This window comes from Polaromonas sp. CG_9.7 (genome assembly GCF_015752205.1).
In the GTDB taxonomy this organism is placed as follows: Bacteria; Pseudomonadota; Gammaproteobacteria; order Burkholderiales; family Burkholderiaceae_C; genus Polaromonas.
The window spans coordinates 183,733-196,277 of sequence record NZ_JADOVG010000007.1 but is presented as its reverse complement, the minus strand read 5'-3'; the positions used below and the strand labels follow the sequence as shown (position 1 = coordinate 196,277).

Here is a 12,545-nt window from a genome sequence, read left to right as displayed (position 1 = left end):
CAAGTGGAAACCGACCAAAAGGAGGACGACAAGGAGTACAAAAAAGCCGCCTAACTTCAGCCTCACAGGCGACAAGTAGCTTGACATTCACCGGTGCTGGCGCTGGTACTCCTCCCACAGCAGTTGCAGGGTAACGCCGGCGCGCTTGAGTTCGCTGTGCAGTTCGGCGTAATCGGGCTCGAACTGGCGGGACTGGCGTGCCACCGGCGGCCGATACAACCGGGCCTGGAGTTCTTCGTCGCTTAAATGCTGGGCTTCGCTCCAGTCGAGCCCGGCGGCGCGGGTGTAGCTGGCGATGTCGCTGACGGTGGATTTGGAGATGCCCAGTGCTGCGTCGATTTGGCGCGTGCTGAGGTTGCCGCTGTGCAGCAGCTGCAATGTGTGTCGAATCTTGCTCATGGTGACCCTTGGTGTGGGCATAGCTGGTTTCCGGTCAAAAAACCGGACAGCCTACGCCTCGTTTGGGTCACTCAGGGCACTGCTGGGGTGTCCGCCTTCAAAATGGAACGCTGTCTGCCTTCACCGTGGAACGGTGTCCGCGATGACGGTGGACCACTGTCCGCCATCAGCATGGAATCGTGTCCGCCATCGCGTGGAATACGCAGCCAAGCATGACTACCGCAAGCGCAAGTGGATTGCCGAGCCGCCCAACGGCTGGATCAAGAACGTTCTGGGGTTTCGCCAGTTCAGCATGCGGGGTCTGGAAAATGTAAAAGCCGAGTTCAAGCTCGTTTGCCTGGCGCTCAATCTGCGCAGAATGGGGGCGATGCGGGCGAGTTGAGGCGCAAAGTGCATCAATATTGTCAAAATCACGCACTTGCGCCTGATTGACATGGTCTTTGCAGGCCGCGCCGATGAGGGTGACGGACACGTTCACCATGGGCCAGACCGCATGAGCGGACTCTCAACCACTTTGTGCCTGTTTAAATCGGTCTGGCGCCCAGACTCCTAGGGCTTTGTGCAAAAGAAACTCTTTAGGGCGTGGATGTCCAGATGGGCCTCGGCCAGAAGTCGCTTGAGCTTGCCGTTCTCCATCTCCAGTTCGCGTAGCCGTTTGGCCTCATAGGCATTCATGCCGCCGTACTTGGAGCGCCACTTGTAAAACGACGCATCACTGAAGTAGTGATTGCGCCCGATCTCCTTGATCTGCATTCCGGCTTCCGCCGCACCCCCAGATGGTCAAATTTCGGTCGGCGCCAATAATCCGTACTAAATTCTGACTCCACTTCAATTCCAGTAAGAATTTTCTAGAAAAGAATGCGGCTGCGAATAGTTCCTCGGACATTGGCCAGCTTGGCAAGTGCCCTATCAGAATTCCCTGCATCGATATCGATCACCACATAGCCAACAGCCTCATTGGTCTGCAAGTACTGCGCTGCGATATTTATTTGGTTATCGGAAAAAACCTGATTGATTTCCGAAAGCACGCCAGGCACATTACGGTGAATGTGAAGTAAACGGTGTTTTCCTGGATGTGCCGGCAAAGCTACTTCCGGAAAATTAACGGAAGAGGTTGAAGTGCCGTTGTCACTGTATTTCACCAGTTTTTCAGCGACCTCAATGCCAATGTTGGCTTGTGCTTCCATCGTCGAACCACCAACATGCGGCGTCAGGATGACATTGTCAAGTCCGCGCAAAGGGGATTCAAACATGTCCTTGTTGCTACGCGGCTCAAGTGGAAAAACATCAATCGCAGCGCCCAATAGTTTTTTCTGCCGTAAGGCTTCAGCTAGTGGTTCAATGGAGACCACAGTTCCGCGCGAAGCATTGATCAGCACGCTACCAGGCTTCATTTGGGCAATCTGGACGGCACCAATCATCCATTGTGTTGCCTGTGTTTCGGGAACATGCAGCGTAACGACATCCGACTGCGCCAGCAGATCCTTCAAGCTGCCCACTTGCTGCGCATTGCCAAGGGGTAGTTTGGTAACCACATCGAAAAACACCACACGCATGCCAAGTCCCTCGGCTAATACCGAGAGTTGTGTGCCAATTGAGCCGTAACCAACGATACCCAATGTCTTGCCGCGAATTTCATAAGCATTTTCTGCAGACTTGAGCCACCCGCCCCGATGGGCGACGGCACTTTTTTCAGGTACGCCACGCAGCAGCAAAATAGCTTCGGCCAGCACCAGTTCGGCAACTGAACGGGTGTTTGAGAAGGGCGCATTGAATACGGCAATACCGCGTTCGCGCGCTGCCATTAGATCGACTTGGTTGGTGCCAATACAAAAGCAACCGACTGCGGCAAGTTTCGACGCATGGGCAAACACTTCCGCAGTCAACTGTGTGCGCGATCGGATCCCGACAAAATGGACATCTGCAATCTTGCGCTTGAGTTCCTCGTCCGGTAAAGCACCTACCAAGCTTTCGATCTGGGTATAGCCTGCAGTTTTTAGTACATCAACGGCTGAAGGATGTATGCCTTCCAGCAATAGAAATTTAATTTTGTTTTTGTCCGTTGAGGTTTTGATCATGAAATAGTTTTGCTTGGGTAATGATTACGAGTGACAGTATCTATCGTCGTGAGATTGAAGTCAGGCTAGGGCACGCTTGACCCCGGTGATTGTCGGAATGCCTAAAAAATTGTTGCGGCATTGTTTTTTACCATTCCTTGCCTGAATCGGACGGGTCCACCTAAAACCTTCACCGAAACGAAGACATCGTAAAAAGCCCCGAAATTTAACGCTATAATTTGAGGCTAGATTCCTCAATAGCTCAGTTGGTAGAGCGCCGGACTGTTAATCCGTAGGTCCCTGGTTCGAGCCCAGGTTGAGGAGCCAATTATTAGCCTTAAAGGCAAAAGCCCCGACGTTACTTAGATGGTAGCCGGGGCTTTTTAATTTTCGCATCCAATTTCTCATCTAGGCAACAAAACAGCTTTTTGTAACGTGTAGGCACTATGTGGTCAAACACCAGAAGACAAAAAACTCAGCCGGTTGGGCTTTATGTTGCGATGTTAGGCAAATTTCAGGTCTTGTCCGTATCAGTAAGCGTCAGGTATGTCAGTCCAATTCATTGTGTTTGTGTTTGACGATGAATTGAAAGTGCATTAAAAAAAGCTATGACTGAAAAAAAAATCCAATCTCCCCGAAATTTCGAATTTTTACGCGTTCTCGCAATTGCTGGGTCGGACAGTGGCGGCGGTGCCGGTATCCAGGCCGACCTTAAAACCTTTGCGGCTTTGGGTTGTTTTGGCATGACCGCCATCACCGCATTGACAGCCCAAAATACGCAAGGGGTACGGGCTATTCATGGGGTGCCGCCAGAGATGCTTCGTGACCAGATTGATGCGGTGATGGAGGATATCGGCGCCCATGCGGTGAAGATCGGCATGCTCCATACGCCCGAGATTGTGCAGACCGTGGCCGATGCGATTGACCGCCATGGCTTGCAAAACGTGGTGCTTGATCCCGTGATGATCGCCACGAGCGGCGCCGTGCTGATTGACAATCCGGCCATTGACCTGTTGGTGCGCGAATTATTTCCGCGTGCGATGCTGGTCACGCCCAACCTGGACGAGGCGTCCCTGCTGGTGGGGCGTCCTTTGCATCACGAGGGCGATATGGAAGCTGCCGCACACGAGTTGATGGCGATGGGCGCACAGGCTGTCTTGCTCAAGGGCGGCCATTTGGCTGGTAATCAGGTGTGTGATCTGTTTTTAGTGAAAAACAGTGCGGCGCACTGGATGCGTGCGCCGCGCATCCACACCGCCAATACCCACGGCACCGGCTGCACCCTGTCTTCCGCCGTTGCTGCCCACTTGGCGCTGGGCGCAGGCTTGCTGGACGCCGTAGAGGCGGCACGATGCTACGTGCGCGCCGCGCTTGAAGCCAGCGCGACAGTGCGTACTGGCGCCGGTAGCGGGCCGCTGAACCACAGCCATGCACCGCTGATCATGCGCCTTAAGCCGCTACGCTGACCTCTGGCCTGTTCAACAAACTGCGTGTCAACCACGCCAGCACAAAAGTCAGTACCAGTGTGGGCAAGGCCGATCCCCATTGAGGAGAAAATTGTGCAAACAGGTGGTAGCAGGCCACTCCCAGCAACCAGATGACCACGGCGCTGGTGTCGACTTTGCGTTGTGTCATCAGCTGCACCACGTTTGGCTGGCCTGCCAGTCGCGCCAAGATCACACCGTAGAGTGGAACAAATACCGAACTGAGCATCAATAAAAACGGCTCCAGGCTGTGGATCGGCAGCACCAGCGCGAGCGCCGTACAAACTATCGCAAGGGACATGCCCCAGCGTCGAACGCTCCAGCGTGGCTGCAGGCTGTGGCCAGCAACCGAGCCCGAATAAACGTCCCCATAGGCATTGTCCACCTCGTCGATCAAAATCAACCCGAGTGCAATCAATCCACCCTGCGCGAGCAGCAAGGCCGCCACCAGATCAGTGCTGGGCGTTGTCAACGCCACCAGCAAGCCCAGTGAATAACACCACATATTGGCCACGGCATAACCCAGCCAAGTGCCACGCAGCGCACTGTTGCCATTGCGGCCATGGCGCGCAAAGTCAGCAACCAGTGGCAACCAGGACACCGGCATGGCGATCACCAGGTCCAGTGCGGACAGGCTGCTCATGCTGCCATTGCCGGTCCGATTCCATATTTCGGACAAGCCCTGCGCACTGGCCTTGGACAGGAATTGCCAGCTCAACCACACCAGCGACGCAAAAATCAGCGGCAAGCCGTAACGGCCAATGAACTTGCGTACCAGCTTGACCATTGATCCCGACAGCAGCGCCAGCAGCACAGCACCCCAAAGGATTGTTGCCAGCACCGGCCACAAGCTCGCGCTGAAACCGCCTGATTGCCGTGCAATGGCCACGGTACCGTCACGCATTACGACCAACTCAAACGTGGTCCAGCCGATGAGCTGCACAATGTTGAGCAATACTGGCAGGCGCGCAAAGCTGCTGCCATAAGTGGCATGCATCAGGCCGGCGCTGGACAAGCCACTGTCGCAGCCGATCTTGGCCGTCCAGGCCAGCAGGCCTGCGCCCAGCACCGAACCAAAAACGATCACCATCAGCGCGGCCTGGGTTCCCAGTGCGGGCACGAGGTAGGCGCCGATCTGCATGACCAGCAGGCCCACACCCAGGCTCAGCCAGAGTGCCGCATGGTCGCGCCAGCCGAACAGTCGTTCGCCCGCAGGCAAAGGCGTCAGCGCAGTGTTGCCGCCCGGTGATGGAAAAGAAGTGAAGGCCATCGGCAATACCGTTCATCAATGGCAGAGCTGCTTGCCAGACGCACCGGCAGAACGGCGGATGCCTGAAGCATGCTTCCCTGCGCGAGGATTACCTCAGTCAGGTTCAAAGGGACTTTCTCAGTCTCCGTGCTCACCCTTGGCAAGACCCGGTAACACCCCCAGCGAAAGTGCTTTTTCAAACACAGCGAGAATTGTAGAAGAATTTTCCGTCCAAATGCTTGTGCAGCATGGTCGAGGACATGCCGGTCAGCCATGAAAAAAGCCCGCACAAGACGGGCTTTAACATAAATGGTGCAACGCCTGTCAGTCGAAAACCGGCGACTCCACACCCAGCACCTTGTGCAATTTAGGGCTGGTGGTGGTGTACTGCAAATGAATTTTCTTGTCCGGAAAAATGATGGGCGCGGCGCCGAATGCAGCCAGTGCGCACTCATGGAACCCGCTCAGGATCAGCTTTTTCTTGCCAGGGTAGGTGTTGATGTCACCCACTGCAAAAATTCCTGGAATGTTGGTTGAAAATTTCTCGGTGTCCACCTTGAGTTGCTTGCGCTCGATGTCCAGGCCCCACAGGGCAATTGGGCCCAGCTTGGGGCTCAGGCCAAAAAACACCAGCAAGACATCCAGCGGCACCACACGCGTGATGCCATCGGATCCTGTTACCTTGGCCGCAGTCAGCTTGCCGTCTTTTTCGTCGTACCCGGTGACCTGGCCAACGATGAATTGCATCTCGTAGGCATCGCACAGCTCCTTCATCTTGGCAACGTTCGCTGGCGCTGCCTTGAAGCCGTCGCGGCGGTGAATCAGGATAACGCTCTCGGCCTTGTTCGGGCCTTCCGCAACAAAGTTCAATGCCCAGTCGAGCGCGGAATCTCCGCCGCCGATGATCACCAGGTTTTTTCCTGCAAAGTCGGCCGGGTTCTTGACACGGTAGAACAACTGGCTGTTGTCGAATTTTTCCAGGCCCTCAACCCGCAGCAGCTTGGGCTGAAAAGCGCCCACGCCAGCGGCGATGAAGATGGTCTTGGTCAGAAATTTCGTGCCTTTGGAAGTTTCAACGAAAAAACGGCCGTCTTCCTGCTTTTCCACCGCACTGACTTCCTGGCCCAGGTGAAAGGTCGGTCCGAAGGGCTCGATCTGTTTCATCAGGTTGTCGGTCAGTTCCTTGCCGGTGCAGACCGGAATGGCCGGAATGTCGTAGATCGGCTTGTCAGGGTACAACTCGATCGGCTGGCCGCCGGGGTAGGCAAGGGAGTCGATGACATGGGCCTTGATTTCCAGCAGGCCGAGTTCAAACACCTGGAACAACCCAACGGGGCCTGCACCCACGATGACGGCATCGGTTTCGATGGGGCCGTCGTGCTGGGCTGCGGTGTTGATCACTTCTTGGTTCAGTTGTGGTTCCATAATTTCTTGGCTTGAATTGTGTGAAAGCTCTGGAGCGAGCCCGGCGTCGGCAGTACCCATGTCAGTGAAAACGGTCAGCGCACCAGTTCGGGCAGTTTGCCGGTCTTGTCTTTCCAATCGTCGGCGTCTGGCAAGGCTTCCTTGCGCTTGGTGATGCTTTTCCAGCCGGGCGCACTGGTCAGGTCGGCATTGATCTTGATGAAATGCAATTGGTCGGACGGCAGGTCTTCCTCGGCATAGATGGCGTTGACCGGGCATTCCGGAATGCACACTGCGCAGTCGATGCATTCGTCCGGATCAATCACCAGCATGTTCGGGCCTTCGCGGAAACAGTCCACGGGGCAAACGTCCACGCAATCGGTGTATTTGCAGCGGATGCAGGGGTCGGAAACGACGTGGGTCATGGTGTTATGGGCTTGTCGGTGGAAACCCTGAATTTTAAGGCAATGCCCGACGCATTCACTTGACCCAACGCATACCTGTGGAAACCAACGGATTCCCCAAGTGATGCGTCAAGATTTGAAGTATTTCGGACGATGTAAAAAACGGGTCTGGGAAGGATGAAAAAAAGCGTGAGTTTACAGAACCAGCGCAGCGCCGGATGTCTTGTGCGAGGCGGTATCGACCAGCACCAGAGAGCCCAAAACGCGCGAGCGCAAATAAGGCAGCGTGACGAGCGGCTCTTGAAAAGTCAGTTCGACATGGCCAATGGCGTTGGGCGGGAGTTCTCTGGCGTCTTCTTCGGCCAGTGTGTTGACGTCGAGCTTGTGCACGATGCGTTTGACCTTGGCCTTGACCCAGCGGTGACCCTGTAATGCCCAATACACTCGGCCGGCTACCAACGGCTCGTCGTCCATCCAGGCCATGGTGACCGACACCTCGCGCGAGGGCGTGAAAGTATCGGGCGCCAGCAGCCAGTCGCCGCGCGACACATCCACCTCGCGGTCGAGCACAATGCCGGCGCTGTGTCCGGCCATGACTGATTGGGGCTGGCGGGTGTGGCCCAGCACCTGCGCGACGATGGCGGTTTGCCCGCTTGGCAGGATGGTCACGCTCTGGCCAGCTTGCAGGCTGCCAGTGGCCACGCGGCCCCAGAAAATGCGCCGACCCTGCGAGGTGTCGGCCGAGGCAGAAAACTTTTCAACCCATTGCACCGGAAACGCCAGAGCTTCAGTGGTATCTGCGGGTGTAGAGGGCAGCTGCTCCAGCAATGCCAGCAGCGAGAGGCCTTCATAGCCGCACCAGCCGGGTTTGCCATCGACTACGTTTAAGCCCTTGAGCGCCGACACCGGAACTGTCGCGCGGACCGGGATTTTTGCAGCCTCGGCAAAAGCGGCCAGCGCGGTGCTGATATTGTTGAAGGCCAAAGTGGCGTCTTCCACCGCATCAAGCTTGTTCACCGCGAACACGATGGACGGCACGCGCAGCAGGTTGACCAGCAGCGAATGGCGGCGGGTTTGCTGCAGCAGTTCCATGGCCGGATTTTTCCAGTCGAGCTTGGTGGCATCGACCAGCACCACGGCCGCGTCGGCGCTGGAAGCGGCGGTGACCATGTTACGGGTGTACTGTTCGTGGCCGGGCGCATCGCCTATGATGAACTTCCGGCTTTCAGTGGCGAAGTAGCGGTAGGCGACGTCGATCGTGATGCCTTGCTCACGTTCGGCCGACAGGCCGTCGGTGAGCAGCGCCAGGTCGGTTTCGCCGGCGCGCTGTACGCCCGCCAGATGGTCTTGCAGCACCGCCTTGCTGTCCACCAGCAGTCGGCCAATCAAGGTGCTTTTGCCGTCATCGACAGAGCCGCAGGTAATGAACTTCAGCGCCGATTTCAGATCATTTCGGCCTGTTGCGCTTACTGGCTGTTCGCCGTCAGCTATCAAATCAATAGTAGTCATCAGAAGTACCCGTCTTTCTTGCGCTTTTCCATCGAAGCGTCGGATGTTTTGTCGTCCATGCGCGTGGCGCCGCGTTCGCTGACATCGGCGGCCAGCGTCTCGATCACGATTTCAGCAGCGGTGGCGGCCAGGCTGTCCACCGGGCAGGTGCAGGTGATGTCGCCCAGGGTGCGGAAACGCACGGTCTTTTCAACCACCTCTTCGCCTGCGCGGGCCGGGGTCAGCTCGGTGACGGGCACCAGCAGGCCCTTGCGCTCGACGATCTGGCGCTGGTGCGCGTAGTAGAGAGAGGGCAGTGCGATGTGTTCGCGCTCGATGTACTGCCACACGTCCAGTTCGGTCCAGTTGGAGATCGGGAACACGCGGAAATGCTCGCCGGGCTGCAGCCGGGTGTTGAACAGCGTCCACAACTCGGGCCGCTGTGCCTTGGGCTGCCACTGGCCGAAGCTGTCGCGATGCGAAAAGATGCGCTCCTTGGCACGGGCTTTTTCTTCATCACGACGGGCGCCGCCGATCAGCGCATCAAAGCGGAATTCGTCAATCGCCTCCAGCAGCGTGACCGACTGGTGCGCATTGCGCGGCTCGTCGGCATGCGCCAGGCGCACGGTGCCGCGCTTCATCGAATCATCGAGATGGCGCACAATCAGCTTGGCGCCCAGTTCCTTCGCGCGCATGTCGCGGAAATCAATCACTTCCGGAAAGTTGTGGCCGGTGTCGATCATCAGGAGCGGAAACGGAAGGCGGCCGATGCCAAACGCTTTTTCGGCACATTTCAGCATCACCAGCGAATCCTTGCCTCCCGAAAACAGCAGCGTCGGGCGCTCGAAGGCGGCGGCGACTTCGCGCAGGATGAAGATGGTTTCTTCCTCCAGCGCGTCGAGGTGTGAATTGCTGAGCTTGGCCAGCAAGTCGGGTTCATGGCTGATGGGGTTGATTTCCAGTCGGGCGTTCATGCGGGTATTTCTCGGATAGGGATGATGCTGGAAAGCGGTTCGAACGCGGCGGGTTCCTGTGCTTCGTGGGTGCCGTCGGCAGCGACGTGCAGGCCGCATTCCTTGGCGCTTTCGTTTTCCCACCACCAGCGGCCAGAGCGGATATCTTCACCCAGCGTCACGGCGCGGGTGCAGGGCGCACAGCCGATGCTGGGGTAGAACTGGTCGTGCAGCGGGTTGTAGGGAATGGCATTGACCGAGATGTAATGCCAGACATCGCCCAGCGTCCAGTCGGCCAGCGGGTTGATCTTCGCGCGGCCCGCCTGGTGCTCGACGTAGGGCACTTCGGCCCGGGCGCTGGACTGCTCGCGGCGCAGGCCGGTGATCCAGCCCTTCTTGCCGTCCAGTGCGCGCGCCAGCGGCTCCATCTTGCGGATGTCGCAGCACTCCTTGCGCAGTGCCAGGCTCCGGTACATGGCTTCGTCGCCGTTGGCCTGCACAAAGGCTGCCGCCGCCTCTGGGTCGGGACGGTACACACTGACGCGGCGCTGGTAGCGTGCCTCGATGCGGTCAATGAGGGCCATGGTTTCTACGTGCAGCATTTCGGTGTCTAGCACGAACATGCCGGCGCACAGGTCGGCCTCGTACATCAGGTGCGTCACCACCATGTCTTCGGCGCCGAGGCTGGAGGCCTGGGTCAGCGGCGAATATTTGATGGCGCTTGATTCGAGCAGCGCCAGGCTGTGCGCGATTTTTTGTGCCAGGTCGGGCGAAGGTCGTGCGTAGAGCGAAATGGCACTCATGTACGGTCTCCTTAAGCGGCCAGTGCAGTCACTGGCGAGGTGTTGACGAAATGGGGGCGGGTGTCGACCGCGTCGCCCTGGTACTTGCCCACACCGTAGCCGGGGTAGGCGGCCAGCACGCGCTGCGCCACGTCCAGGGGCTGGTCGGCGCGCAGCACGGCCACGTCAAAGCCGCTGCGCTTCATTTGCGCCAGCTGGTCGACCAGCACGTCGCCGGTGGCAAAAATCTGGCCTTGAAAGCCGAGTCGGCGGCGCAGCAAAAACGCCTGGCTGAACGCGCGGCCGTCGCTGAATTTGGGAAAGTGCAACTGCACGCGCTCTACCCCCTCCAGGGAAACTTCACTTGGATCAGCGTCATTCGCCATTTCAATAGTATTTTGGCCGCTGGCGCTTATCGAGTCGTCGTTGGATGCTATCAATTTCATGGTGTTTCTCCGGTTTCAAGGTTCGGTATGAATATCAACAAGGGGTTCAGGCGGTAGCGCTTTCGGCGCTTTCACTGCGTTTGGTGCTGACGCGCGTTGCATTGGCGGCCAGCTTGAAAGCGTCAGGACCCACGCGGCGCAGCGTGTCGATGAAGGTTTCACGGCCGTTGCGCTGCGCTACATAGGTGTCAATCAGCGCTTCCACCACATCGGGCACCTCGGCGGCTGAAAACGACGGGCCGACGGTCTTGCCTGGCATGGCCGGGCCGGACAGCAGCGAGCCATCTGCGCCGCCCAGCGACACCTGGTACCACTCCTTGCCATCCTTGTCCACGCCCAGGATGCCGATATGGCCGCTGTGGTGGTGGCCGCAGGAGTTGATGCAGCCGCTGATGTGCAGGTCGATCTCGCCCAGGTCATGCAGTTCGTCCAGGTCCTGGTAGCGCTCGGTGATGGCTTCGGCGATCGGAATCGAGCGCGCATTGGCCAGCGAACAAAAATCGCCGCCAGGGCAGGTGATCATGTCGGTCAGCAGGCCGATGTTGGGGCGGGCCAGACCGGCCGCTTTAGCTGCTTGCCACAACTCGGGCAGGTCGTCGGCATGCACCCACGGCAGCAACAGGTTTTGCTCGTGCGTGACGCGCAATTCGCTGGCGCTGAAGCGGTCGGCCAGATCGGCAGCGATGTCCATCTGTTCGCCTGTGGCGTCGCCGGGGGCTTGGCCGAGCCGTTTGAAGGACAGCGAAACGGCGCGCAGCGCGGGGTTTTGGTGCGCCCTGACATTGCGTTGCAGCCAGCGGGCGTATTCGGTATTGCCCTGTGCTTGCGTACGCAATGCTTCGTGCTGGGCCTGTTCGTCCACTGTGCGCTCGCGCTGGACAACAACAGGCGGGACGAAGCAGGCGGACACGCGGTCAAACTCGGCCTGGGTGATGAGGTGCGGCGCGCCGTCTTGCTCGACGATTTGCTTGAACTCGGCCTCGACCTGGTCGATATAGCGCTGGCCTTCAGCCTTCACCAGGATCTTGATACGCGCTTTCCATGCATTGTCTCGACGGCCGTAGCGGTTGTAGACGCGGATCACCGCCTCGATGTAATTCATGACCTGGTTCCACGGCAGGAATTCGCGAATCACGCTGCCAATCACTGGCGTGCGGCCCATGCCGCCGCCGACCAGCACCTTGAAGCCGAGATCGCCGGCCTCGTTGCGCAGCAGTTGCAGGCCGACGTCGTACCAGCCGATGGCGGCGCGGTCTTCAAGGGCGCCGTTCAATGCGATCTTGAACTTGCGCGGCAAGAAGGCGAACTCCGGGTGCAGCGTGCTCCACTGGCGCATGATTTCTGCAAACGGTCGCGGATCGGCGATCTCGTCGGGTGCAATGCCGGCCAGCGCGTCGCTGGTGATGTTGCGGATGCAGTTGCCGCTGGTCTGGATGCCGTGCATGTCCACGCTGGCCAGCAGGTCCATCACGTCGGCTGCGTCGCTCAGCGGTATCCAGTTGTACTGCACGTTGGTGCGGGTGGTGAAGTGGGCATAGCCCTTGGTCAGCTTGGTGTGCACCGACAGGCCGTTGCTCAAAGGCACGGCGCCCAGCTTGTCCTGCATGGCTTGAGCATCGGCCAGCAGGGCGGCGTCGGGCTGGTCGTATTCGCGGGCGATTTTGGCCAGCACGCGCATTTGCCGGCTGGACAGTTCGCCATAAGGCACGGCCACGCGCAGCATGGGTGCGTAGCGTTGCACATACCAGCCGTTTTGCAGGCGCAGCGGCTTGAATTCGTCTTCGGCCAGTGAGCCCGCCTGCCAGCGGGTCAGCTGATCGCGGAACTGGTCGGCACGTGCTTTTACAAACTGGCGGTCAAATTCGGTGTATTGGTACAT

Annotated in this window: 12 protein-coding genes, 1 tRNA gene, 1 pseudogene and 1 riboswitch; of the genes and pseudogenes, 3 read left to right on the top strand and 11 right to left on the bottom strand. The window is 58.3% G+C overall.

Annotated features, from left to right (window positions below):
• Positions 1 to 87 precede the first annotated feature (87 nt).
• Positions 88 to 399: a hypothetical protein gene (locus tag IWX87_RS09570; protein ID WP_231374702.1), complete on the bottom strand. Its 312-nt coding sequence runs from the start codon at positions 397 to 399 to the stop codon at positions 88 to 90.
• Between IWX87_RS09570 and IWX87_RS20030 the strand changes: the two genes are divergently transcribed.
• Entirely contained in the window at positions 296 to 781 is a 486-nt protein-coding gene (locus IWX87_RS20030) for a transposase (protein ID WP_370583845.1), read from the top strand. The two genes, IWX87_RS09570 and IWX87_RS20030, sit on opposite strands and share 104 nt — an antisense overlap.
• Before the next feature lie 191 nt (positions 782 to 972).
• Here IWX87_RS20030 and IWX87_RS09560 read toward each other — a convergent pair.
• Positions 973 to 1,152 (bottom strand): annotated as a pseudogene (locus tag IWX87_RS09560) (transposase); the annotation flags it as partial.
• A gap of 95 nt (positions 1,153 to 1,247) precedes the next feature.
• A complete protein-coding gene (gene serA, locus IWX87_RS09555) occupies positions 1,248 to 2,477 on the bottom strand; it encodes a phosphoglycerate dehydrogenase (protein ID WP_196863287.1) in 1,230 nt (409 codons plus the stop codon).
• A 230-nt stretch (positions 2,478 to 2,707) separates the two neighbouring features.
• Between serA and IWX87_RS09550 the strand changes: the two genes are divergently transcribed.
• Together IWX87_RS09550 and thiD are read left to right on the top strand one after the other, a co-directional pair.
• Positions 2,708 to 2,783, top strand: a tRNA-Asn gene (locus tag IWX87_RS09550).
• 281 nt (positions 2,784 to 3,064) lie between these two features.
• Positions 3,065 to 3,922, top strand: a complete 858-nt coding sequence (gene thiD, locus IWX87_RS09545; RefSeq protein WP_196863286.1) for a bifunctional hydroxymethylpyrimidine kinase/phosphomethylpyrimidine kinase — start codon at positions 3,065 to 3,067, stop codon at positions 3,920 to 3,922.
• Here the strand turns inward: thiD and IWX87_RS09540 are convergent.
• The 8 genes from IWX87_RS09540 to IWX87_RS09505 form a co-directional block, all read right to left on the bottom strand.
• Positions 3,906 to 5,210 (bottom strand): cytosine permease, encoded by a 1,305-nt coding sequence (locus IWX87_RS09540; protein WP_196863285.1) that lies wholly within the window; start codon positions 5,208 to 5,210, stop codon positions 3,906 to 3,908. The genes thiD and IWX87_RS09540 overlap by 17 nt on opposite strands.
• 57 nt (positions 5,211 to 5,267) lie before the next feature.
• A riboswitch (TPP riboswitch) is annotated at positions 5,268 to 5,380 on the bottom strand.
• Positions 5,381 to 5,513: 133 nt separating this feature from the next.
• Positions 5,514 to 6,614, bottom strand: coding sequence for an NAD(P)/FAD-dependent oxidoreductase (locus tag IWX87_RS09535; protein ID WP_196863284.1), 1,101 nt, complete (start codon positions 6,612 to 6,614; stop codon positions 5,514 to 5,516).
• 74 nt (positions 6,615 to 6,688) lie between these two features.
• Positions 6,689 to 7,018 carry a ferredoxin FdxA gene (gene fdxA / locus IWX87_RS09530; RefSeq protein WP_196863283.1) on the bottom strand — a complete coding sequence of 110 codons (330 nt, stop codon included), beginning with the start codon at positions 7,016 to 7,018 and terminating at the stop codon, positions 6,689 to 6,691.
• Positions 7,019 to 7,192: 174 nt separating this feature from the next.
• Positions 7,193 to 8,506 carry a sulfate adenylyltransferase subunit 1 gene (locus tag IWX87_RS09525; protein ID WP_196863282.1) on the bottom strand — a complete coding sequence of 438 codons (1,314 nt, stop codon included), beginning with the start codon at positions 8,504 to 8,506 and terminating at the stop codon, positions 7,193 to 7,195.
• Positions 8,506 to 9,459: a sulfate adenylyltransferase subunit CysD gene (gene cysD, locus IWX87_RS09520; protein ID WP_196863281.1), complete on the bottom strand. Its 954-nt coding sequence runs from the start codon at positions 9,457 to 9,459 to the stop codon at positions 8,506 to 8,508. The genes IWX87_RS09525 and cysD overlap by 1 nt, the downstream gene beginning before the upstream one ends.
• Complete coding sequence (locus IWX87_RS09515; protein WP_196863280.1) at positions 9,456 to 10,241, bottom strand: phosphoadenylyl-sulfate reductase; 786 nt, start codon at positions 10,239 to 10,241, stop codon at positions 9,456 to 9,458. Before IWX87_RS09515 ends, cysD begins: the two co-directional genes overlap by 4 nt.
• Positions 10,242 to 10,252: 11 nt before the next feature.
• Positions 10,253 to 10,666: a DUF934 domain-containing protein gene (locus IWX87_RS09510; RefSeq protein ID WP_196863279.1), complete on the bottom strand. Its 414-nt coding sequence runs from the start codon at positions 10,664 to 10,666 to the stop codon at positions 10,253 to 10,255.
• Positions 10,667 to 10,712: 46 nt separating this feature from the next.
• A complete protein-coding gene (locus tag IWX87_RS09505; RefSeq protein WP_196863278.1) occupies positions 10,713 to 12,545 on the bottom strand; it encodes a nitrite/sulfite reductase in 1,833 nt (610 codons plus the stop codon).

Bases quoted from the DNA above. Each gene is read 5' to 3' on its own strand.
- IWX87_RS20030 (WP_370583845.1), top strand. From the start codon at position 296: ATGTCGCTGACGGTGGATTTGGAGATGCCCAGTGCTGCGTCGATTTGG.
- IWX87_RS09570 (WP_231374702.1), bottom strand. From the start codon at position 399: ATGAGCAAGATTCGACACACATTGCAGCTGCTGCACAGCGGCAACCTC.
- serA (WP_196863287.1), bottom strand. From the start codon at position 2,477: ATGATCAAAACCTCAACGGACAAAAACAAAATTAAATTTCTATTGCTG.
- thiD (WP_196863286.1), top strand. From the start codon at position 3,065: ATGACTGAAAAAAAAATCCAATCTCCCCGAAATTTCGAATTTTTACGC.
- IWX87_RS09540 (WP_196863285.1), bottom strand. From the start codon at position 5,210: ATGGCCTTCACTTCTTTTCCATCACCGGGCGGCAACACTGCGCTGACG.
- IWX87_RS09535 (WP_196863284.1), bottom strand. From the start codon at position 6,614: ATGGAACCACAACTGAACCAAGAAGTGATCAACACCGCAGCCCAGCAC.
- fdxA (WP_196863283.1), bottom strand. From the start codon at position 7,018: ATGACCCACGTCGTTTCCGACCCCTGCATCCGCTGCAAATACACCGAT.
- IWX87_RS09525 (WP_196863282.1), bottom strand. From the start codon at position 8,506: ATGACTACTATTGATTTGATAGCTGACGGCGAACAGCCAGTAAGCGCA.
- cysD (WP_196863281.1), bottom strand. From the start codon at position 9,459: ATGAACGCCCGACTGGAAATCAACCCCATCAGCCATGAACCCGACTTG.
- IWX87_RS09515 (WP_196863280.1), bottom strand. From the start codon at position 10,241: ATGAGTGCCATTTCGCTCTACGCACGACCTTCGCCCGACCTGGCACAA.
- IWX87_RS09510 (WP_196863279.1), bottom strand. From the start codon at position 10,666: ATGAAATTGATAGCATCCAACGACGACTCGATAAGCGCCAGCGGCCAA.
- IWX87_RS09505 (WP_196863278.1), bottom strand. From the start codon at position 12,545: ATGTACCAATACACCGAATTTGACCGCCAGTTTGTAAAAGCACGTGCC.